General features: G+C 54.2%; 15 protein-coding genes and 1 pseudogene. 11 read left to right on the plus strand and 5 right to left on the minus strand.

Annotation, left to right across the window (positions count from 1 at the left end; genetic code table 11):
* Positions 1-53: 53 nt before the first annotated feature.
* The 6 genes and pseudogenes from SMC3_RS09735 (at position 54) to SMC3_RS05885 (ending at position 12,033) form a co-directional block, all read left to right on the plus strand.
* Positions 54-1,536 (plus strand): annotated as a pseudogene (locus SMC3_RS09735) (N-6 DNA methylase).
* Positions 1,520-2,839 carry a restriction endonuclease subunit S gene (locus SMC3_RS05865; RefSeq protein WP_119087849.1) on the plus strand — a complete coding sequence of 440 codons (1,320 nt, stop codon included), beginning with the start codon at positions 1,520-1,522 and terminating at the stop codon, positions 2,837-2,839. The pseudogene SMC3_RS09735 and the gene SMC3_RS05865 overlap by 17 nt, the downstream one beginning before the upstream one ends.
* Entirely contained in the window at positions 2,836-6,657 is a 3,822-nt protein-coding gene (locus tag SMC3_RS05870; RefSeq protein WP_119087850.1) for a hypothetical protein, read from the plus strand. The genes SMC3_RS05865 and SMC3_RS05870 overlap by 4 nt, the downstream gene beginning before the upstream one ends.
* A 47-nt stretch (positions 6,658-6,704) precedes the next feature.
* Positions 6,705-9,791, plus strand: coding sequence for a type I restriction endonuclease subunit R (locus SMC3_RS05875; protein WP_119089925.1), 3,087 nt, complete (start codon positions 6,705-6,707; stop codon positions 9,789-9,791).
* 94 nt (positions 9,792-9,885) lie between these two features.
* A complete protein-coding gene (locus SMC3_RS05880; protein WP_119087010.1) occupies positions 9,886-11,523 on the plus strand; it encodes a restriction endonuclease in 1,638 nt (545 codons plus the stop codon).
* Positions 11,524-11,709: 186 nt separating this feature from the next.
* Complete coding sequence (locus SMC3_RS05885; RefSeq protein WP_119087009.1) at positions 11,710-12,033, plus strand: zinc-ribbon domain-containing protein; 324 nt, start codon at positions 11,710-11,712, stop codon at positions 12,031-12,033.
* A gap of 202 nt (positions 12,034-12,235) precedes the next feature.
* On the opposite strand, the gene SMC3_RS05890 is transcribed toward SMC3_RS05885, so the two are convergent.
* The 4 genes from SMC3_RS05890 to SMC3_RS05905 are packed head-to-tail and all read right to left on the minus strand — an operon-like array spanning position 12,236 to position 14,244.
* Complete coding sequence (locus SMC3_RS05890) at positions 12,236-12,523, minus strand: hypothetical protein (protein ID WP_119087008.1); 288 nt, start codon at positions 12,521-12,523, stop codon at positions 12,236-12,238.
* A 31-nt stretch (positions 12,524-12,554) separates the two neighbouring features.
* Positions 12,555-13,292: an ABC transporter permease gene (locus SMC3_RS05895; protein WP_119087007.1), complete on the minus strand. Its 738-nt coding sequence runs from the start codon at positions 13,290-13,292 to the stop codon at positions 12,555-12,557.
* Positions 13,289-14,023, minus strand: a complete 735-nt coding sequence (locus tag SMC3_RS05900) for an ABC transporter ATP-binding protein (protein WP_119087006.1) — start codon at positions 14,021-14,023, stop codon at positions 13,289-13,291. The genes SMC3_RS05895 and SMC3_RS05900 overlap by 4 nt, the downstream gene beginning before the upstream one ends.
* A complete protein-coding gene (locus SMC3_RS05905) occupies positions 14,020-14,244 on the minus strand; it encodes an AbrB/MazE/SpoVT family DNA-binding domain-containing protein (protein WP_119087005.1) in 225 nt (74 codons plus the stop codon). Before SMC3_RS05905 ends, SMC3_RS05900 begins: the two co-directional genes overlap by 4 nt.
* Before the next feature lie 203 nt (positions 14,245-14,447).
* On the opposite strand from SMC3_RS05905, the gene SMC3_RS05910 reads away from it, so the two are divergent.
* Genes SMC3_RS05910 through SMC3_RS09740 form a run of 3 tightly spaced genes read left to right on the plus strand, consistent with a single transcriptional unit; the run spans position 14,448 to position 18,589 of the window.
* Positions 14,448-14,843 carry a BlaI/MecI/CopY family transcriptional regulator gene (locus SMC3_RS05910; RefSeq protein ID WP_119087004.1) on the plus strand — a complete coding sequence of 132 codons (396 nt, stop codon included), beginning with the start codon at positions 14,448-14,450 and terminating at the stop codon, positions 14,841-14,843.
* Positions 14,844-14,846: 3 nt separating this feature from the next.
* Positions 14,847-18,332, plus strand: coding sequence for a M56 family metallopeptidase (locus SMC3_RS05915; protein WP_119087003.1), 3,486 nt, complete (start codon positions 14,847-14,849; stop codon positions 18,330-18,332).
* Positions 18,329-18,589, plus strand: a complete 261-nt coding sequence (locus SMC3_RS09740) for a helix-turn-helix domain-containing protein (protein WP_413814576.1) — start codon at positions 18,329-18,331, stop codon at positions 18,587-18,589. Before SMC3_RS05915 ends, SMC3_RS09740 begins: the two co-directional genes overlap by 4 nt.
* A 95-nt stretch (positions 18,590-18,684) precedes the next feature.
* Here SMC3_RS09740 and SMC3_RS05925 read toward each other — a convergent pair whose 3' ends face one another.
* Positions 18,685-18,972, minus strand: coding sequence for a hypothetical protein (locus SMC3_RS05925; protein ID WP_119087002.1), 288 nt, complete (start codon positions 18,970-18,972; stop codon positions 18,685-18,687).
* A 134-nt stretch (positions 18,973-19,106) separates the two neighbouring features.
* Between SMC3_RS05925 and SMC3_RS05930 the strand changes: the two genes are divergently transcribed.
* A complete protein-coding gene (locus tag SMC3_RS05930; protein ID WP_119087001.1) occupies positions 19,107-19,823 on the plus strand; it encodes a hypothetical protein in 717 nt (238 codons plus the stop codon).
* A 265-nt stretch (positions 19,824-20,088) separates the two neighbouring features.
* The gene (locus tag SMC3_RS05935) at positions 20,089-22,056 is read left to right on the plus strand and encodes a BglG family transcription antiterminator (RefSeq protein ID WP_119089926.1); all 1,968 of its coding nucleotides are present in this window, start codon (positions 20,089-20,091) and stop codon (positions 22,054-22,056) included.
* The last annotated feature ends 271 nt before the right edge of the window (positions 22,057-22,327 follow it).

Here is a 22,327-nt window from a genome sequence, read left to right on the forward strand (position 1 = left end):
AGTATCATATTGTAGTCGTGTCGGTATGCGAACAGTGGCAGAGGGAGCGGCGTATGGCGCGGACGAAAACAACCAACGGCAGCACGACGGGGGCGAATCTGGGATTCGAGGCCAAATTGTGGGGGATGGCCGACGAGCTGCGCGGCAGCATGGATTCCGGCGAATACAAACACGTCGTCCTGGGTCTCATCTTCCTCAAGTATATCTCGGACCGGTTTGAGCAGCGGCATGTCCAGCTGGTACAGGAGATGACCGATCCTGCCAACGAGAACTACATCGCTGAGCCGGACGAACGGCGGTATGCGACAGAGGACCGCGACCAATACATGGCGATCAACGTGTTCTGGGTTCCCGAGGAGGCGCGCTGGTTCCAGTTGCGGGCAGTGGCCCACCAGCCCACTATTGGCAAGACCGTCGACGATGCAATGGCCACGATCGAACATGAAAACCCAAAACTGAAGGGTGTCCTGCCCAAGGATTACGCCCGCCCCGGTGTCGACAAGGAACGTCTCGGTCGCCTCATCGATCTCATGAGCGGCATCGGTCTCAACGACACGGAGCACGGCTCCACGGATATCCTCGGCCGCGTATACGAGTACTTTCTTGCGCAGTTTGCCAGCGCCGAGGGCAAGAAGGGCGGCGAGTTCTATACGCCGCGCTGTGTCGTCCGGACGCTCGTCGAGATGCTGGCGCCATACAAGGGACGCGTCTATGACCCGTGTTGCGGTTCTGGTGGCATGTTTGTGCAAAGCGAGGAGTTCATCGAACAGCATGGCCACAAGGGGAGCGTCTCCATCTACGGTCAGGAGCTCAACTACACGACATGGCGGCTCGCCCGCATGAACCTGGCCATCCGTGGCATCGAAGCGGACCTGGGCCCACAGAACGCAGACAGCTTTCTCCACGACCTGCATCCCGATCTCAAGGCAGACTACATCCTGGCCAATCCACCCTTCAACATGAGTCCATGGGGNNCTCGCCAACGGCAGCATGTCCAGCAACACATCGGGAGAAGGCGAGATTCGTCGTCACCTCATCGAGGCTGACGTGGTGGACTGCATGGTGGCGATGCCGGGGCAGTTGTTCTACTCCACCCAGATACCCGTCTGCCTGTGGTTCCTGACACGCTTCAAGGGCAGCAACCGTTTCCACGACCGTCGGGGACGCATCCTGTTCATCGACGCACGCAAGCTGGGCACCATGGTGGACCGCACGCACAAGGAGCTGAGTCCCGAGGACATCCAGCGCATCGCAGGGACGTATCATGCCTGGCGCGGTGACCCCAAAGCGGACGAATACGAGGACGTTTCTGGTTTCTGCAAGAGTGCAACGCTTGATGAGGTCGCCGTTAATGGCTACGTGCTGACCCCCGGCCGCTATGTCGGTGCTGAAGATGTCGAGGACGACGGTGAACCGTTCGACGAGAAGATGAAGCGGCTCACTACACAGCTCAGCGAGCAGATGCAGGAGTCGAAGAGACTAGACGATGAGATCCGCAAGAACCTGAAAGGGTTAGGTTATGACGTCAAAGAGTAGGTGTGTTCCAGGGAATCGACAAGCTAGCGTCTACGGCAGCTTCGCTGGTGACTTCAAATCAGACCGCCTTATTGACCTGTGTGAGCCTGGCGAGGGAGTGCAAACCGGGCCCTTCGGGAGTCAACTTCACCAAGAGGACTACGTTTCAGCAGGAATACCGATCATCACCGTTGAACACTTGGGTGAGAACCGCATCCTACATTCGAACTTGCCCGGCGTGTCTGATGCCGATCGGGCTCGCCTATCCAGATATGCGTTGCGAAGGGGTGATATCGTTTTCAGTCGGGTCGGCTCCGTGGACCGTCGAGCTTTGGTTTGGGAGGATGAAGACGGCTGGTTGTTTTCGGGCCGTTGCCTACGAATCCGTCCGAATCAGAGTCGAATTGACTCTCGCTACCTGTCCTACTTCTTTGGTCTTCCCGGTTTCAAGGAACACATACGGGCTATTGCTGTCGGCGCGACGATGCCGTCACTTAACACCCAGCTCCTGAGCAACGTTCCCATCTACTACCCTCCACTCTCAGAGCAGCATGCAGTTGCGCATATCCTCGGCACGCTGGACGACAAGATCGAGCTCAATCGGCGGATGAACGAGACACTGGAGGAAAGGGCACGAGCACTCTTCAAGAGCTGGTTCATCGACTTCGATCCCGTCTACGCCAAGGCCGAAGGCTGCGACCCCGGCCTCCCCGCCGACATCGCTGCTCTGTTCCCCGACTCCTTCGAAAACTCTGAACTGGGCGAGATCCCCAAGGGGTGGACAGCTCGGAAAGTGGGCGAATTGCTCGAACTGGTCTATGGGAAGGCGCTCAAAGAAAGCGACCGAAGAAGTGGTACTGTCGCCGTGTATGGTTCGAATGGTCAGATCGGCTGGCACGATGAGAAGCTCGAAACTGGGCCCGGCATCATTGTTGGACGCAAGGGCAACCCAGGCATCGTAACGTGGGCTCCGAGGGCCTTCTATGCCATAGACACAACATTCTACGTCGTGCCCAAGCCCAGCTGTCCGAGCCTCTACTTCCTCTTTTTTGCGCTGCAGGACATTGATTTGCCGTCAATGGGTGCCGACTCGGCAGTACCTGGTTTAAATCGAAACCTTGCCTACTTGAGCGCAGTGTCACTGCCTCCATTGGCTGTTCTGAAGCGGTTTGACCAGAGCGTCGGTGTTCTGTTCGATCGAATGAACCAAACTCAGTGCGAATCTCGCACTCTCACCGCGCTTCGCGATACACTGCTGCCCAGACTTCTCTCAGGAGAACTGCGGGTAGATGTCGCAGGGCAACTTGTGGAGGTCAACTTATGAGTCATACGACACTGACCAATGAGAACACCTTGGATCAATGGGTAAGGGGGCACGCCCGTGAGGCACAAGGCGTGATTGTCGACCTTGTCCGCCGGCTTGTTGCAGCTTCGGTTCCTGGACCTAGGGAAAGGCGGTTTCCAGGCGGTGATAGCATAGAACAACCCGGCGAAGATGGCCGTCTGGTAACCGACTTTGACTTTGAGCCATTTATACCATTAGGCTTGTCTTTGTGGGAAATAGGCACCGGTATCTCGCCCAGAGAGAAGGCAACTTCCGATTACGACAAGCTTACTGAGAATACCCTGACAGAGGTCAGGAAGGAAGCGACGTTCATTTTCGTTACACCCCTGTCTGGCCGGAGAGGCTGGGTATACAGCGGAAGAGCAAGGTCGCAAGTTGACTGGCGGGCAGAGCGGGCGCAGCGAGGTGAGTGGCGGGACGTTCGGGTTATTGACGGTACGAAGTTGGTCGACTGGTTGAGCTACTTCCCTTCAGTTGATACTTGGCTTGCGGGCATTATGGACATTCCAGTTCAGGCCATCGACACTCCGGAGCAACACTGGACTGACGTGTCCACTATTGGCGATCCGCCTCCGTTGATCCCCGAGCTGTTTCTTGCTAACCGTGACGACGCCTGTAACAGACTCGAAGAGGTATTTGCAGGGACAGCACTCCAGCTCAGACTGACGACCCATTTCCCGGGTCAGCTTGCGAACTTCGTGTCTGCCTACGTTGCGGCCATGAGCACCAACGCGCGAATTGAAGCGGTTAGCCGATGTATCATCGTCTCCAACAGTGATGCGTGGAATCAGATTACTAAGTCGGGGTTGCTCAAGGGACATGTGTTAGTGGCAGCTTTCAGCCTTGATGACACTGACACTGACGGAGCATTGCTATTGGAGCGGGCCAAGCGGGCGGGACACGCAGTGGTCTTCGCGGGATTGCCTGGGGGAATTCCACATCCAAATACAGCTTCGTTGCCAAGCCCAAGGATCCAACAAGTCGCCGAGGCCCTACAAAAGGCGGGTTACGGAGAAGAACGCGCTCGTGTGCTGGCCCAGAAGAGTGGGGGCAACTTGGACATGCTATTGAGGCTACTCCAACATCTCTCGACCATGCCTGAGTGGGCCCAAAAAACGGACGCTGGGGATCTTAAGATTGCACAGCTACTGGGTGCTTGGAACGAGAACCTGCCAGCTGATACGGCAATCGTTGAGCAACTGTCAAAAAAAGCATATGGGGAGTGGATTGAAAAGATGCGTGAGATCGCGCTGCGACCGAACACTCCCCTAGTTCAGCATGGAGGAATCTGGAAGGTCACAGCGCGTTACGAGGGATGGTACAGTCTGGGTTCCTGCATCTTCGACGAGGATCTAGATGTACTGCGGCGAATCGCCACCGACATCTTGCTTGAACCTGACCCGAAGTTCGAGCTGTCGACGGAGCAACGCTTTGCTGCAAGTGTTCACGGCAAAGTCTTGGGCCATTCCGACCAACTGCGGAAAGGAATAGCGGACACACTAGCTCTTCTCGGCAGTCAACAAAAAGCGCTTACATCAACTACCGCGGGAAAGGCTGAACAAGTGGCAACGTTGGCTGTCCGAGACATTTTGCTAGGCGCAAACTGGGTGCTGTGGGCCAGCTTGAATGATTTGTTGCCTCTTCTTGCGGAGGCCGCCCCACATGAGTTCCTTGATATCATTGAGAAGACATTGCACAGTACCCCGTGTCCTTTTGATGCCGTGTTTGCTCAAGAAAGCTCCGAGTTTGGTGGTGGCAACTACATGACAGGCGTGCTGTGGGCCTTGGAGACTCTTGCTTGGGACCCTGACTATCTCATAACAGTAGCCGTCATCTTGGGGGAACTTGCCGCGCGCGATCCTGGCGGAAAATGGGGGAATCGACCAGCAAACTCACTGTCGACAATTCTTCAGCCGTGGTTGCCACAGACCTGTGCTTCGGTAGCGCAACGAAAAGCTGCTGTTCAGGCGGTCCTCCGCGAGTTTCCGGACGTGGGCTGGAAGTTGCTCCTTGATTTGTTGCCTGATGCCCACAAGGTGTCGATGGGCTCCAGAAGGCCGGCTTGGCGAGAGACGATTCCCGATGACTGGATTGAGGGTGTGTCTCAAAGAGAACACTGGAAACAGGTTTGTGTCTACGCAGATCTGGCGGTAGATGTAGTGAAGAATGACGTCTCTAGGCTCGTCCAGTTGACAGATCGTTTGGATGACCTGCCTGAACCAGCACGGAAGCAGCTTCTTACCCATTTCGGCTCAGATTCTGTCACGTCGATACCAGAAGCGGACCGATTCCAGCTTTGGGATCACCTCATGTACTTGGTTGCCAAGCATAGGGGATTCGCGGGTGCCGAGTGGGCTCTCAAACCAGAGATAGTCGATGAGATCGACGCAGTTGCCCACGCCCTTGCTCCAAGAACTCCATCGCTCATCCATCGACGACTGTTTCGCAGTGACTATCTTGAGTTCTTCGATGACAAGATTGGATATGACGAACAGGAAAGGCAACTTGACGAACAACAGCAGAAAGCACTACAGGAAGTCTGCGCAGCGGAGGGCCCAGAGGGGCTTTTGACATTTGCCACAAGCGTCGAATCGCCCATGCGTGTCGGGAATGCTCTTGGCGCAATCGCCGATAGTACAATCGACGGATTATTCTTGCCATCCTTGCTGAACACAGAAACACGATCGTCGCTTCGCGAGTTCGTGGGTGGGTTCATCTGGCGGAGGTTCCATGTGCAGGGGTGGCAGTGGGTTGATGGTCTTGGCGCCCAAGCATGGTTGCTAGTGGACCGAGGACAGCTGCTCGCTTTCTTGCCATTCTCATCGGAGACTTGGGAACGAGCATCCCTTTGGCTGTCAGACGACGAGTCGCCCTATTGGAGCAGGGCAGCGGTCAACCCATATATGGCTGATGAGAAGCTGGCCTTTGCCGCGGGCCGCTTGGTCAAGTATGGCCGGCCGTACGCGGCGATTCTGTGCCTTGAGAGGATGGCTCATGAGAAGCAACACCTGGACAGCGAACAGGTTGTCGGGACGCTACTAGCAACCTTGGACACCGTGGAGAAACCTCCTCAGGGGAGAGGAGACGCGATTGCCAAGCTGATACAGACACTGCAGGACGATCAAGCGGCCAACCGCGAAAAAGTCATGCAGGTGGAATGGGCATTCGTACCTTTGCTCGACGGGCACCTTGGGGCTACTGCAAGGTTCCTAGGGAGGCGGCTCGCCGAAGAACCGAGCTTCTTCTGTGAGGTCATTCGCGCCGTGTTTCGCTCTGAGCAGGAAGCAGACATCAAACCCGAACTGACTGAAGAACAGAAGCGCATCGCTGGGAATGCATATAGCCTGTTGGATGAATGGAGAATTCCGCCCGGCAGCCGGGAAGACGGGACGTTCGACGGCGATGCATTGCACAAGTGGTTTGGAAGCATGAAGTCAATCAGTGGAGAATCGGGCCACCTGGGAATTGCCATGACGATGGCAGGAAAGGTTTTGATGTACGTTCCTGCTGATCCAAACGGTCTGTGGCTGCACCGAGCGGCTGCCGAGGAACTCAATGCTGGGGACGCCGACGACCTACGCAGCGGGTACCAGACGGGGCTATTCAACTCGCGTGGAGGCCACTGGGTCGACCCCAAGGGCACGGAAGAGCGCAATCTGGCCAAGAAGTACCGGGAGCAAGCTGACCAAATCGAGCTAGCCGGGTACCAGCGGTTAGCCGCCACACTGAGACAGCTGGCCCATGAATATGACCATGAGGCCGAGCGAGTGGGACGAGACAACGAATTCAATGAATAGCTGGCAACTATCAGGTATGCTCATGTTTAGTGCACAGGAGGGTATCGTTGCAGGAATCGGATCTTGAGTCTGTCGCCTTGAACTGGGAGTGCGACTGCGGTTTCCAAGTCGTTTCTGGTCCTTCCATTGCCCCTGGCGAGCCTGCGGCCGAACGTTCTTCCTATGAGCAGGTCATCCTTGAGGGTCGCCTCTGCACTGCACTGAGGCGCCTGAACCCTGCTATCCCTGCTGACTGTCTGGATGATGTGGTGTGCCGGTTGGAACGGCAGGAGGTGCCTTCGCTGGTACAGAGCAACCGGTTGTTCCACCGGTGGCTGGTGAGTGGCTTCCCGGTCGAGTACCAGGGGGCTAATGGCAGCATCAAGGGCGACTTGGTGAGGCTGGTGGACTTCGACCATCCGGAGGCCAACGACTGGCTGGCGGTCAATCAGTTCACGGTCCTCGAGAACAAGGTCAACCGGCGGGCAGACGTGGTCTTGTTTGTCAACGGATTGCCACTGGTCGTCATGGAACTCAAGAACCCGGCCGACGAGAACGCGACCATCTGGACCGCGTTCCACCAACTGCAGACGTACAAGAAACAGATACCCAGTCTGATGCGCTTCAACGAGGCCTTGGTTATCAGTGACGGGACCGAGGCACGCATCGGCTCGCTGACGGCCGACAAAGAGCGCTTCATGCGCTGGCGCACCATCGAGGGTGAGCAACTGGCGCCTGAGTCGATGCCACAGCTCGAGGTGCTCATACGGGGAGCCTTCGACAAACGGCGGTTTCTCGACATCGTGCGGTCGTTTGTCGTCTTCGAAGATGGAGATGGCGATCCCGTCAAGATCCTGGCGGCATATCACCAGTATCATGCTGTGCTGACGGCCGTGGAGCATACCATCGGGGCGACGCGTGCCTTGGGCGACAAGCGCTGCGGCGTCGTGTGGCACACGCAGGGATCGGGCAAGAGCCTGACCATGGCCTTCTACGCCGGGCGCATCATCGCGCACCCCGCCATGGATAATCCGACCATCGTCGTCCTTACGGACCGCAACGACTTGGACGATCAGCTGTTCGGGACCTTTCACCAGTGCCATGAACTGCTGCGCCAGGAGCCCGTGCAGGCGCAAGACCGCGCGCAGCTGAAGGAGCTGCTTGCCGTGGCCTCGGGCGGTGTCGTCTTCACGACCATCCAGAAGTTTCTGCCCGAGAACGGAGGCGACCAGTACCCACAGCTTTCGGCTCGCCGCAATATTGTTGTTATCGCTGATGAGGCGCACCGCAGCCAGTACGACTTTGTCGACGGGTTTGCGCGGCACATGCGAGAGGCGCTGCCCAACGCCTCGTTCATTGGCTTTACCGGCACACCGATCGAACAGGCAGACAAGAATACGTATGCCGTCTTCGGTGACTGCATCAGCGTGTATGACATCCAGCGCTCGGTCGACGACCACGCTACCGTGCCCATCTACTACGAGAGCCGACTGGCGACCCTGGAGCTGAACGCCTCCGAGCGCCCGCACCTTGATAGCGATTTCGAAGAAGCGACCGAGGGAGAGGAACTGACCCGCAAGGAGAGACTGAAGACGAAGTGGGCTGCTCTCGAGGCGGTTGTCGGCTCCGAGAAGCGTATCCAGCTGGTCGCGCAGGACATCGTCACCCACTGGGAGCAACGTCTGTCAGCCATGGAGGGCAAGGCCATGATCGTCTGCATGAGTCGGCGCATCTGCGTCGAACTGTATGACGCCATCATCAAACTACGCCCGGTGTGGGCCGATACCGACAACACCAGGGGCGTGCTCAAGATTGTCATGACGGGCGCCGCATCCGACCCCCTGGACTGGCAGCAGCATATCCGCAACAAGCAGGGGCGCGAGGCGCTGGCCAAACGGTTCAAGGACCCGGCGGACCCTTTCAGAGTGGTCATCGTGCGGGACATGTGGCTGACCGGGTTCGACGTCCCCTGCCTGCACACCATGTACCTGGACAAGCCGATGCGCGGGCACGGCCTGATGCAGACCATCGCGCGGGTCAACCGCGTCTTCAGGGACAAGCCCGGCGGCCTGATCGTCGACTATCTGGGTCTGGCTGATGAACTGCGGATGGCGCTGACGACCTATACCGAAAATGGCGGCACGGGCACGACGGCCGTTGACCAGGAGGTCGCCGTCACCGTGCTCATGGAGAAGTACGAGGTGTGCTGCGGCCTCTTCCACGGTTTTGACTGGAGCGCGTGGACTGCGGGGACTCCTCAACAGCGCGTGGCCTTGTTGCCGGCGGCGATGGAGCATATCCTGGCGCAGGAAGATGGCAAGGAGCGCACGCTGGATGGCGTCACGGCACTGTCCAAGGCATTTGCTCTGGCAGTCCCCAACCCGAAGGCGCTTGGTATACGTGATGACGTGGCATTCTTTCAGGCGGTTCGGGCAGCTCTGGCCAAGTCGACGGCTGGTGACCCACGGCCTGAAGAGGACCTGGACCATGCTATCCGGCAGATCGTGTCACGCGCCGTCTCTTCGGGAGGTGTCGTCGACATCTTTGCCGCCGCTGGTCTCAAGAAGCCTGACATTTCCATCCTCTCCGATGAGTTCCTTGAAGAAGTGCGCAGCATGCCGTACAAGAACCTGGCGGTGGAAACGCTGCGCAAACTGCTGACGGGGGAGATTCACGGCAGCATGCGCACAAACCTGGTGCGTGCGCGGTCCTTTGCCGAGATGCTGGAGCGTTCCATCCGTGCGTACCAGAACCATGCCATCGAGACAGCACAGGTGATCGACCAGCTCATCGAGGTGGCACGCCAGATGCGTGCCGCGCAGAAGAAGGGCCAGGACCTGGGGCTGACCGACGATGAGATTGCCTTCTATGATGCCCTGGGTGTCAACGACAGCGCCGTGCAGGTCTTGGGCGATGCGACCCTGACCATGATTGCTCGTGAGCTGGTGAAGACGCTGCGCAAGAACGTCACCATCGACTGGACAGCCAAGGACAGCGTCAAGGCCCAACTGCGCATTGACGTCAAGAGGATCTTGCGCAAGTACCACTACCCGCCCGACAAACAGCTCCTGGCGACACAGACCATTCTTGAACAGGCCGAACTGCTGTGCGCGGACTGGGCAGAAACAACTCAGACAGATGAAGTATTGAACTAGGGCAGTGATCGACGTTCTAGACTTGGAGAAGCAGTAAGAAGGATGGTGGATCCTCAAGCCAGGCTGGTCGTGATCAAGGGGAGGAGGGAGAGCAATGGCGAATAAGTACTACGTCGATGTCAAGCATGACGGGCTGAACAGGTACAAAAGAATCACGGGGGATGACGCACAGATGGTACAGACAAAGGGAGAAGCCCTGCTTGCTCAGTGGAACGAGGTCTGGAAGAGGAACCTCCTCAAAACGAGCGTCGAGCGCAAGAAAGAGGAAGCCGAATTTCGGAGAGAAGAAGCTGCCAAAGTGTTGCAGGAGTTGAACACCATATTGAGTTCCGGACTTGAGAAACCTATCATCGTAGATTGGGAATCATTGAAGCAACGAGGCACCTTCAATAGGGCAGTTCCAACTGCCGCGTCAGAGTTGGCGATTCCAAGTGCGCCAGACAGGAAGGATCCAGCGTACACTGCTACGATGGGGATTCTTGACCTGTTCAGCGCTGCCCGCCGCGCCAGTCGCACTGAGGAAGCAGCAGCTCGATTCGAAGAAGATACGAGGAAATGGAAGGAAAAGAAGGCAGGCATTGAAGTCCAAAATGCCAAAGCGGCCAAAGAGCATACAGACAAGGTGACGCAGTGGCATGACGAACGTGCCAGTTTTCTCAAGAAGCAAGATGAGCAGCACCAGACGATTGACGCTCAGAGACAGTCGTATCTTGCCATAGATGCCGATGCCGTGGTGGACTACTGCGATCTTGTTCTCTCCGAATCCTCCTATCCGGACTGGTTTACGACTCACTATGACATCAACTATGCGCCAGCCACAAAGATACTCGTTGTCGATTACTCGTTGCCAGCTGTTGAGGACCTGCCGACCCTCAAGGAAGTGAAGTACGTGGTCGCTCGGGATGAGTTTGCCGAGACACATCTGACTCCTGCAAAGCGCGACGCACTGTATGATCAAGTTCTCTACATGATCATCCTCAGAACACTTCATGAACTGTACGAGGCTGACGTGGCCGATGCGATCGACTCCATCGTGCTCAATGGATGGGTCAGATCCATCGACCGTTCGACGGGGCATGAGGTGAACGCATGCATCATGTCTGTGCAGACAGTCAAGAAGGAGTTCATGGAGATAGATCTGGCGAAAGTCGAGCCGAAGGCGTGTTTCAAGAAGCTGAAAGGTGTCGGCAGTGCCAAACTCAGCGGCCTGAGTCCCATCAAGCCAATCCTTCAGCTCAACAAGGAAGACAAGAGATTCATCGAAGCCCGTGATGTTGAGGACGGGCTGGACTCTTCGACCAACCTGGCTGCAATGGACTGGGAGGACTTTGAGCACCTCATCCGGCAGTTGTTCGAGGAGGAATTCGCCGTAGATGGTGGGGAAGTCAAGGTGACTCGTGCAAGCCGCGACGGGGGCGTTGACGCAGTGGCGTTTGATCCTGATCCGCTGAGAGGCGGCAAGATCGTGATCCAGGCCAAGAGGTACACCAATACCGTAGGTGTTTCTGCCGTTCGGGATCTCTACGGGACCCTCATCAATGAGGGGGCAAGCAGGGGAATCCTTGTAACGACAGCTGACTATGGGCCTGATGCATATTCATTTGCCAAAGACAAGCCATTGACGCTGTTGAGTGGAAGCAATCTCCTGAACCTCCTGGGCAAGCATGGACACAAAGCTCGCATTGACCTTGCGGAAGCGCGCACGGAAGCAGAACAGAGCAAGAATCGCTAGTCGGCGATAGACACTGTGGAGAAACAAGATCGCGGGTTGTTCCGCAACAAACATCTCTCTTGCAGCAAAGAATAGAACTCGTAACATGACTATCGTAGTTAACTCAACACCTGAATTTGGCGTTGAGAGACGGTTGGTCGGTCTCTGCTTCTTGAATACGATTTCGCTGACTCAGAGGAGGGTCGCATGTTAACGAAATGTCCAGAATGTGGGCACGATGTAAGTACAACTGCCGAAAAATGCCCTAACTGCGGGGCTCCAATATCATCAACAGCTCAAGGATTCATTCCGGAGGCTTCCAAGAACGTTCAAGTAATAGAGAAGACATCCAAGCACTACAAGGCGCAGAAATTCTACAGCATTGTTCTTTTTATTGTCGGACTGATTCTTGTTGGCACGGGTGCTAGCAATAATGCGACGGGCGTGAAGACGTTCGGCGAAATATGCATAGTGACAAGCATCATCTGGGGAATCGTCGTCTCCATTGGCTCTTGGTGGCATCACGGATGACGCCAAGGCAATCAAGCTCTTAATCCCCGCCATACTGCCACGACCTACGACCGTGTCAGAAGCGGCCAGACACGATGCAGATCGGCCATGTCTGGGTAGTGTCAGAGCATCTTTTCTGGCCGCACACGCGCCTGTCAGCATAGCAGCCGCGCTCCGAAGTAGTGTACCAAAGGGCCCGACCCCATTGGTACAATGGAAGCTGTCACCACGTCAGCCAGCGCGCGAAGCTGTGTTTGAACTCCTCTGCAGCTTCCTGGTTCAGGTAGTACCTGTTGCCAGGACATGCCACAAGAACGCCGTACCGTGACAGCTTGTGTACGACGAGCCAGCCCGAGCCAAACGCGCCGAATCGCACAAATGGGTTGATCATGCCGTCGATCTCGTCCAGGGGCAGCGCAGTCTCGGGGCTGACGATGCCCTGTTCTTCGAGCACGTTCAGGTATGCACTCTGAAGCCACCAGAACCCGGATCCGTTCGTCGAATATGCCACTCCTGACCCCCCGAACGCTGCCCTTCGCGATCTAGACGTTGTCGCCGTTCATCTTCCTCTTGAAGGCGACAACTGCAATGACCATGATGACTGTGGCATATCCGATGACCCACCACAGATGGGGGAGAATCGAGGCGTAATCTCCAGCAATGGCTGCCTTGGCCGCGTCGACAGCATGGGCAAATGGAAGAGCATAGGCGATCCTCTTGAAGGCTCCCCCGACCAGGTTCAGGTCAAACCATGTGCCGCTCAGCCACGCGCTGACGTTGGTCAGCAGTGCACCACAGACACCGCCGACCTGCTTGTCAGTGAGGATGCTGCCTGCCAGCAAGCCAATGCCGATGTAGAGAATGGCCGGAGGAATCAGGACGACTAGCACGAGCAGGACGTTCACGTTCACCGGCAGACCGAGAAAGAAAGACACGACGAAGCACACCGTGCTCTGCAGGATTGCCATGGGCAGGAGGGGCAGCGCGTAACCGAGGATGAAATCGGAGGCAGAGAGCGGCGAAGCGAACAATCGCATCAGGAATGAGGTGGTTCGGTCCTTGGCGATCAATGTGGCGGAGAACAGCGAGATGAACGAAAGACCGAAGACGGCTATGCCTGGAGCCAGCTTCTCGATGTTGAAGAGGCTCACCGGGATATTCGCCTGGATAGCGGATAGGAGAAGCAGCAGGACTAGGGGAAAACCAATCCCGAACGCCAAGTTCCATGGGTCTCTGAGGAGTTCTCTGCGGTTGCGTGAAGCGAACGCCAGGAGTTTCATGCGCTTGCCTCCGATCCGGTTGCAAGCGCCACAAAAGCGTCCTCGAACGTCTTGGCTCCTGTCCTGGCAATCAGCTCTGCCGCCGTTCCGAGTGCTTTCAGCTCACCTCGTGCCATAACGCCGATGCTGTCGGACAGTGCCTCCGCTTCCTCCATGTAATGAGTGGTCAGGATGATCGTGACCTTCCCTCTCAGGTGTTCGATGACGGACCACAGTTCGCGTCTCGCGAGAACATCGAGTCCAAGCGTCGGCTCGTCGAGGAAGAGGACTTGCGGCTCCGATATCAACGCCATGGCAATGCTCAGGCGGTGCTGCCAGCCACCGGAAAGGGTCTTTGCCTTCTGCCGTTCGACTTCGGAAAGATCGAATTCTTTGATCATCCTGGTCGCCTTTTCGCGTGCGGCCCTGCCTTCACTGCCGTAGATGCCCGCGATCAGCTCCAGATTCTCCCGTACCGTAAGATTCGGTGCCACAGCCGTTTCCTGTGGAGAGATATTGGCTATCTCCTTCACCGCCTGTGGTTCAGTCAGGATGCTCTTGCCGAGTATCACTGCATCACCGCTGGTAGGTTTCGTCAGGCAGGACAGCATCTTGATCGTTGTTGTTTTGCCCGCTCCGTTGACGCCGAGCAGGGCAAAGCACGTGCCCTGTTCTATTGAAAGGTTCAATGATTTTACCGCAGTCCGTTCTTTATACTTTTTCATGAGCCCGGTTATTTCTATTGCGTTCATTCATCTTCCTCTTTCGAGTTTTGTGCTTTCATGATCGCATCGGCAAAGTTCATAAACACATCATTTTTCACGATCGCGATCCCCTGTGCTTCATCGCCAAGCAGAAGCAGCGTGTCACCCGGGTTAATGTTGAAAATCTCCCGCGCCTCTTTAGGAATAACGATTTGTCCCTTATCCCCGACCTTCGCTGTCCAGGCATATTTCCCTTTCGGCTTTTCCATCGTTGGCCTCCCTTGTGCGTTATGTATGTTTAGTGCGTTTTGTATAACTTATCATACTGCTCTTGTTATGGGCAGTCAATGAAGAAGCGTGACGAATTCAGTCTGCCCAAGAGAACTTCCCCCGTTGTCGTCCTTGACTTTTTATTCGTCATTTGTAGAATCAAGGTGCAAGTAATTCTACAGTTGTAGAAAGAAGGGAGATCATGAGCAGCAGGAAGAAGATAAAGCGTCTGCCGGATTCAGAGCTCGAGGTCATGATGATCCTCTGGGGGGCGAACGGGCCTGTCACGTCGGCGTACGTGTGCGAGCAACTGAAAGACAAACGGGAATGGAAGGTCACGTCTGTTCTGACATTCCTTGCGCGGCTGGCGGAGAAAGAGTTTGTCTCGAGCACGCGGCAGGGAAAGGCCAATATCTATGCGGCTGTCATCAGCGAGCAGGAGTACCTTGAAAGTGAAAGCAAGTCCTTTCTGGAGAAGCTGTACGGCAACTCTCTTACTACCTTCGTCTCTGCGCTCTACAAGAGCAACGCGATCAACGATGACGATCTTGCGGAGCTTCAGCAGTTTATTGATAAGGCAACCGGAGGAGTGGCGTAGCGTATGTTGCAGCGTATCTTCAGCGACATCATCGAAGTCGCACTGATCACCTCGGGCATCATTGCCATCCTGCTGCTTCTGCTGCCGTTTCTGCGTCGGCACTATACTGCGCGGTGGCGTTCCTGGGTCTGGCTTCTGGTGGCAGTGCGCCTGCTGATCCCCTTTAACCCGTCGCTGCCGCAGGCACCGATCCAGCTTGCGGCACCTGCACAGCATATGACGGTGAACGTGTCGGCCCGGGAAACAACGGTGCTTCCTCCACAAATGGGCAACCCAGTGAGCTCTCCAGTGGCAACACCTGTGCCCGTAACGCGGGCGACGGTACCACTCACAACGATCCTTTCTCTTGTGTGGATCCTTGGGATCGCTGCCTTCCTGCTCTACCATTTCATGGGGTATTTTCTTTTCCGGCGGGCAGTGCGGCGTTTTTCCCGACCCGTAGAGGATGAAAGGACCCTTGCGATCTGGAATGCTGTGCGCAGGGAGATGAATGTCGTTCGTCCTATCCAGTTGCTGTCCTGCAAAAAGGTACAGAGCCCTATGATGACGGGGTTCTTCCATCCTGTCCTGCTTTTACCGGATACGGACTATTCAGACACCGGACTGCATATGATCCTCAAACATGAGCTTGTCCACTACAAACGGGGAGACATCTGGTACAAGCTGCTGATGATCTGCGCCAACGCTGTGCACTGGTTCAACCCGCTCGTCTACCTCATGGTGACAGCATCGAACCAGGATCTCGAGATGTCTTGTGACTCTGCAGTAATTCAGGATGCAGATACCGCATCCCGGAAGCAATATAGTGAGACGATCCTGGCGGCGGTTCGCAAAGGGAAGATGCATCAGACAGTATTTTCCACGTATTTTGATGGAGGGAAGAAAACAATGAAGGAGCGGCTGGTGAACATTTTTGACGTGAGCAGAAAACGCAAAGGCTTGCTTGCTCTGTGCGCAATCATCATAGTCGTAGGCATTACCGGAGCTTTGGTGGCTTACGATGTGAGTGATCAAAGTGAGCAAAAGGCAATCGATAATGTTGCCCTTCTCAAAGCGGGGAACTCATATTATCTTGAAATCGGGAAATTTATCATCTCGTACGGCATTAGAAAATCTGCCGTGGTGTCGCTCGCACCAGATACCAATGATCAAGCGGCATATTTTGAAGACAAAGCCATTTACATATCGGATGAAGTTACGGCCGTCGCATACGGCGGGGACACAGGCAGCGTAGGTACAGCATCGCCCGTTACAGTACTCATCAGCAATAATGAAGGTCAAACATGGAGCAACTATTCCGTTGCGGATACAAAAGCTGATGATGATACGCAAAAATACGTGGGCTTTACCACCAAAAATGACGGGTGGCTGCTCCTTGCCGGGGATGTCGCAATGGGGCATCAGGAGAACAGGATTTTTCAAACGTCGGACGGCGGGAAAACCTGGGCCGAAATCGGTAATACAAATGATGTTTATCCCCGCGTGGTAACCGGGGCGGGTTTTGCAAACAAAAATATAGGTTTTGTTTCCTTCCGATACGACGTCGACCCCAATCCGGTAGTCTACCGCACGAAAGATAAAGGAAAGACTTGGACACAGTGCACCCTTGAAATACCGGACTCGTTTAAAAGCATTGCGACCTATGCCACCGCGTTGTCCCCTGTTTTCGACGGTGCGAAAGGCACCCTGCCGGTCACCTTCCGCAATAATGACGCAGTGAGAGGTACAGTCGATGTAACCGTGCAATATATAACATCAGACTATGGGAAGACGTGGACTTTCAACGAAAAGTACGATCTTGCTCTTATCTGGGCGGATGCCTGGAAAACCAGAGACGGAAAAGGACGCTATGAGATCATGAGCAGTCAAATGCAGGCCGATTTCCGAGCGCAGCAGGAGCTCCAGAGTGGTAAGTTGATTTTTGTAATCCGTGGGTCCAGCCCATGGGTGGTGAGCTATGATGTGGCGCTGGACGGGGATCAGGCCGTTATTACCTATTGGTATGCGGACTCTGGGCTCGAAACATATAAAGGTGTCGAACGCCTTACGTTTGGGGAGGAAAACGGACGGACGGTCGTGGCGGGCTGCAAAACAGAAATCGACATGGAGGCATATGCGGACACATCGGATTGGAAATCGGTCGATACGGGGTTATATACTTTTTCAATTCCCCCGGAATGGGAAGCTACTGCCTTTTCAGACGGTTCGGTCAGCTTTACTAAAAGCGGTGAGGCGCTCGGCTCGCTGAAGCGCATGAGCTATGATTCGTCGCTGCCTCTCACCCAGTTTGAGGGAAGCCCTGCCCAAACACTGATTAGGGAGGAGACGCTTGATGGTTGCAAATATCCAGCAACAAAGGTCTTGACCCGCCGAACTCAGCCCTCAGCGGTAGCGGTAAATGACGTTTCCTATGTGTATGAGCTGCACACTTATCTGATTCCCGAAAACAGCAAATTTGCATACGATTTATTTCTCTTGGTAAATCAAGAACCAGATAAGGCAGATGAAATCGCGAAAAGCATTGTGATAAATACAAACCGCATACAGATACAAGATTTGGCAAATCAGTGGGGAGAGGCGGTCCAAAACCGCGACGGCAAAGCACAGTACGACCTGCTCAGTACGCAGCTTCAGGCGGCAGTGTACGCTTCATACAAGGCTGAGTACTGGGTGACGGGTTGTTCCAGCCCATGGGTAGACGGCTATACGGTGAAACCCGGCGATAATACGGCTGTGGTTACCTACACATACATGACCTCGACCGGTTTTGCTGGCTATTACCTTCAGACGCTTTCCTTTGTCACGGAAAACGGACAGTCAACGATTACAGACTATACCGAACCGAAGCAGGCGAACGGACAAAGCGAGGGCACGGTCCTTGCCTATCTGAATGACGGCAAGACATGGCTGTCGGCAGCAAATTTGCACGAGGGAATGTTTTCCGACATGACGCTTTCCATAGACGGCAAAACAAAGCGTTTCCCCTGGAAGACATACGGTGAACTCGCGTTCCTGCCGGAACTCAGCTATGCCGATGTCGATGGCGACGGCCGGAACGAGCTGATTGTAATTTTGTGCGAAAGTGAGGGCACAGGAACGCTTGTGGAGGAAATACATGTCTTAAATCAGGAGAACTTTTCCGAAATTACGGTTCAAAGTCCGTTGGCCGCGCTGGAAAATCGTGTCGTATCAAAGATAGATGAAAACGATGTGCAAATTACAATTGATAATCAAAACGCCCTTGTATTCCCTGAAAAAGAAATTACAGCTAAGGTTGCCGAGAAAAAAAGCTGGTTTGCAAATTTGGCAACAGGTTCCGTCATTGACTATTCAATGCAAGGCAATAATGTCATCGTAAGAGTTGCGGCACAGCTTTCACCTGCAGGCTTCTTAGGTGACTTCAATTTAACGTATGAATATAAGGATAATCAACTGAAAGTAAGCGGCGTCAGTTTTATGACAGCTCTGTTCTGGCAGTCAATACCGTGATGGATAGTGGTATCTACGACAAAGCTCTTCTTCCAGACATCGCGGCCTACCCTGCCGCATTCCAACATCCAACCAGAGACACCGGTACAGATATGGCTGCGCAGACTCAGCGAAGGAATCTTGTGAGGCAGTGGGCGCAAGCGGTCATGGATCGTGACGGCAAGGCGCGGGCGATCAGATTCGATACGCTGGAGAAGATCTGCAAGGCGTTGGATTGTCAGCCGGGCGATATCCTTGCCTACGAGAAGGAAGGATAGTTCAGAGCACCGACTCTTTTCCTAGTCGCTGTTCCTGGCACAGCCTTCTTGATACCTCTGTGTACAGAGAGGATATCTGATTGCACAGGCTGCTGTCACCAGGGTAACCACCTCGCAAAACTATATCTGAAACTCTCGGCAGCATCCTGGTCTAGATAGTACCTCTCTCCAGGACATACCCGGAGGACGCCGTATCGTGACAGCTTGTTCACGACGAGCCACCCTTGGCCAAACCCGCCAAATCTCACAAAGGGGTTGATCAGATTGTCGATTTCGTCCAAGGGGAGAGCCGTCTCCGGGCTTACTATTCCCTGATCTTCAAGCACGTTCAGGTATGCACTCTGCAAGAAATAGAACCCGGATCCATTCGTCGTGTACGGCATTTCTGACCCCCTTGGTCGTTCCATTCATACTGTAGCGCGAACGAGACTGGATGGTAGCAGGACGCGCCTTGTGTTTGCCGGCCAGCACAGTATACTTGCGTCTCCAACGCAGAAAGGGCACGAGGAGGAAGCACATGCCTGAAGCGGTCCGTCAAGGAATCGAGATATGGTTTGACATCGGCTACCTCGTCATGGTCTGGACAGTCGTCGTTCTCATGTTCCTGCGTCGTGGAAGAGTGGCGAGCAGGAACCGTCGGGTCGCCACGCGCGTTCTCTGGTCGTTCGTTCTGCTGGGCCTGGGGGACGCAGGGCATGTCGGTTTCCGCGTGTTCGCTTATCTGAACGGCGGGCTGGCGAAGCACGCGACCCTCGTAGGGATTGGCACGTTTGCAACAGCTGTCACCGTGACGTTCTTCTACATGGTCATGCTGGATGCGTGGCACATTCGCTTCCGCAAGACCTTTGACTGGTTTGCATGGACACTCGTCGCCATGGGTGTCGTGCGCCTGGGACTCATGCTCCCTGCAGTCAACCAATGGACCGCCGTCGTTTCCCCCATGCCGTGGAGTATTATCCGGAATATGCCGCTCATGATCCAGGGGCTGGGCCTCGTGTATCTACTGTTCCGGGATTCGGCCCACGCGAAGGACAGGACGTTCAACCTTATCGCATGGATGATCGTGATCTCGTTTGCCTGCTATATCCCGGTCATCCTGTTTGCGCCAACCCACGAGTTGGTCGGCATGCTGATGATCCCCAAGACATGTGCGTACCTGGCCGTCGAGTTCATCGCGTACAACGCGCTGTTCAGGGGAAAACCGCAGACAAAGGGCAAGAACAAGAAAGTCTGACCGCTACTGATTGCATGTTCTTGCCCCCCAGCTATTGGTTGGGGGCGTTCTGTTATTCGAGGAATGTTGATATCTGCGACGATCAGTCGGCCAGCGTTATTTGATACTCTGCTGTGTTTGGCAGCAGGTAATGTCTTCTTCTTTTCCAACATGCTTCACCCTGGACACTTGAACATGAAACCAATCTGTGTTTGTCCTCTTGACACGGGTCGTAGTATCTCTATGAGTCAATGCGAGGGTTTGCAAACGTGATATAATCTCAAAGATGCCTAAAATAAAAGGAAGACATATCCAAGTTATCTCCTATCTTCTGGAGCAGAAGTATCCCGTTTCTGCCTCCGAGATATTGAAACAACTCGATATCAATGTTAACACGTTCCGAAAAGACATTGCCGAGATCGAGGGACTTCTTGAGGAAAACAATCTGTCTCTCGTCAACAAGCCAAAAATAGGTCTGAAGATCGTCGGATCTCCTGAAAATATGGAAGATCTCAGGAAAAAGCTGACTTCTCTTGGAACCAGGACTCTTCCTAGAAAGAAGAAGACGTGGTACATAGCGGGAGTCGTTCTTCTCAGTGAGAGGATCCCGACGATCGAAGATCTCTGCGAGATCCTTGATATTTCGCGCCCCACGGTCGTTGAGTGCATCAAGGAAGTCAGCAACTGGTTGTCTGACAGAGGGATCCTTCTTCTGAGCAGGCCGGGCTTTGGCTATTTCATCGAAGGGAAAGAGGAAAATATACGGGATGCTTTCGTTGAAGCGTTTGAGAACTATTTGGACGTGGAATTTCAAAAAATGGCGAGAGCATTTTCCGAAGGAGATTTCAAACTCAAACTCTCTGCCCTGGAACATGCAGATTGGGGTGCCATCGGGAAACTCATTGAGGATGTCCAAGCCAGAATCGGAAAGAGATTTACAGAGGAAGATGCCCTGGCGCTTGCAATTACTGTTGCGGTATCCGTTAGACGTATTAAGGAAGGTCATGCAATAACATTCGAATCCAAAGAAGTAAGAGCAGTCTTGGCAAACCCGATATCACCGATCATAGAAAGCGGTATCTCGGCAGTTAACGACCAGCTCCAGGTAGAATTCGCTGACAGTGAGATCGCGTATCTGGCTCTGAGATTTGTCAGTTCAAGAACACAGACGATAGAAGGTACGGGCAAGTTCATAGCCGCTCCCCGATTCCAACAGATCGCCGAGGAAATTGCACAGCTGACCAACGAATTATTAGGTTCAACCATCAACAAAGAGGATGAATTCATCTCAATGCTGGCGTATCATCTTGAATCGACGATTACGAAGATCAACATAGGCGTCAAAATGGAGAATCCTGCATTGGAAGAATTCAAGAAGGAATACCCCATTGCTTACGCCGTTGCAGAGAGAGCCTCCAGAAGAATAGAAGACAGTTTTCATCTGAAGATCCCTGATGAAGAAAAGGGCTATATTGCCATGTATGTTGCTGTGTCTCTGGAAAAGATGCGGCAACCACGCAAGAAGAAGGTTGCGGTCATCTGCCCCATGGGCATTGTGACGTCAAAGCTGCTCTACTACGAGTTGATGAATGAAATCCCGGAAATCGAGATCGTCCAGACCGGACCAATCAAAGAGCTTGAGGAGGGCAGAATTGAGCAGACAGTGGATCTCATCATTTCCACTGTTCCTGTCTACAATATCAACATACCGCATGTGGTTGTCTCTCCGATGCTGCAGCAAGAAGATAAGAAACGGATCAGAGAAATGCTGAAAACCGAGAGAGAAAACCTGACGAGCGACATCGCGGAAGAAGGCGTGTTCAAGAAAAGTCTGATCTTTCCGCAGATCAGTGCCAATTCATCAAAAGAAGTCATTGAGCTCCTCGAAGGTGCTCTTGTGAGCCAGGGGTTTGCAAAGAAAGGAGCAGTGAGAGGTGCCTTACTGAGGGAAGAAGAGTATCCCACGGGTATCAATACTGATATCCCTATTGCCATTCCTCATGGAGGTCCAGAACTTACGATCAAGAAAGGGTTCGCAATCGCAACACTCACGGATCCTGTCAAATTCCGTGAAATGGGGGATCCAGACAAGGTCTTGGATGTCAGGATCGTCATAGTACCAGCCTTGACAGGGAAAGGCGACGATGGCAATGAGTTCTACGAACTGATACGGCGACTGGGAGACTCCAAACTCGCCCGCGCCCTGCTGCAATGCTCTTCTCCCCAGGCAGTTGAAAGGATTCTGAAACAGTAACTCCGTTCTGGCAGTTAGAACAATATCACACTTATTCTGCGCAACCGTAAATATCTGATTGACTCGCAAGTCCCCCTCCCTACCATTTGATTTGTAGACAACAATACCATCTCATAAAACATGAAAAGCCAATGCAAATGGCGATGTGTACCTCATCGTTAGTATATTTACAGCAAAACGGTCACGGACGACTACATGGATCGGAGGTGCTGTACTGCTGTAGAACAGTTAAGAGTGTTGCAGATGTTTCATGAGAGGAAAAGCAACCCAG

This window comes from Candidatus Cryosericum hinesii (assembly GCF_003570985.1).
In the GTDB taxonomy this organism is placed as follows: Bacteria; Caldisericota; Caldisericia; order Cryosericales; family Cryosericaceae; genus Cryosericum; species Cryosericum hinesii.

What these genes read in the sequence shown, in the direction of transcription:
- SMC3_RS05865 (WP_119087849.1), top strand. Translation starts at nt 1,520, where the DNA reads ATGACGTCAAAGAGTAGGTGTGTTCCAGGGAATCGACAAGCTAGCGTC.
- SMC3_RS05870 (WP_119087850.1), top strand. Translation starts at nt 2,836, where the DNA reads ATGAGTCATACGACACTGACCAATGAGAACACCTTGGATCAATGGGTA.
- SMC3_RS05880 (WP_119087010.1), top strand. Translation starts at nt 9,886, where the DNA reads ATGGCGAATAAGTACTACGTCGATGTCAAGCATGACGGGCTGAACAGG.
- SMC3_RS05885 (WP_119087009.1), top strand. Translation starts at nt 11,710, where the DNA reads ATGTTAACGAAATGTCCAGAATGTGGGCACGATGTAAGTACAACTGCC.
- SMC3_RS05895 (WP_119087007.1), bottom strand. Translation starts at nt 13,292, where the DNA reads ATGAAACTCCTGGCGTTCGCTTCACGCAACCGCAGAGAACTCCTCAGA.
- SMC3_RS05900 (WP_119087006.1), bottom strand. Translation starts at nt 14,023, where the DNA reads ATGAACGCAATAGAAATAACCGGGCTCATGAAAAAGTATAAAGAACGG.
- SMC3_RS05905 (WP_119087005.1), bottom strand. Translation starts at nt 14,244, where the DNA reads ATGGAAAAGCCGAAAGGGAAATATGCCTGGACAGCGAAGGTCGGGGAT.
- SMC3_RS05910 (WP_119087004.1), top strand. Translation starts at nt 14,448, where the DNA reads ATGAGCAGCAGGAAGAAGATAAAGCGTCTGCCGGATTCAGAGCTCGAG.
- SMC3_RS05915 (WP_119087003.1), top strand. Translation starts at nt 14,847, where the DNA reads ATGTTGCAGCGTATCTTCAGCGACATCATCGAAGTCGCACTGATCACC.
- SMC3_RS05925 (WP_119087002.1), bottom strand. Translation starts at nt 18,972, where the DNA reads ATGCCGTACACGACGAATGGATCCGGGTTCTATTTCTTGCAGAGTGCA.
- SMC3_RS05930 (WP_119087001.1), top strand. Translation starts at nt 19,107, where the DNA reads ATGCCTGAAGCGGTCCGTCAAGGAATCGAGATATGGTTTGACATCGGC.
- SMC3_RS05935 (WP_119089926.1), top strand. Translation starts at nt 20,089, where the DNA reads ATGCCTAAAATAAAAGGAAGACATATCCAAGTTATCTCCTATCTTCTG.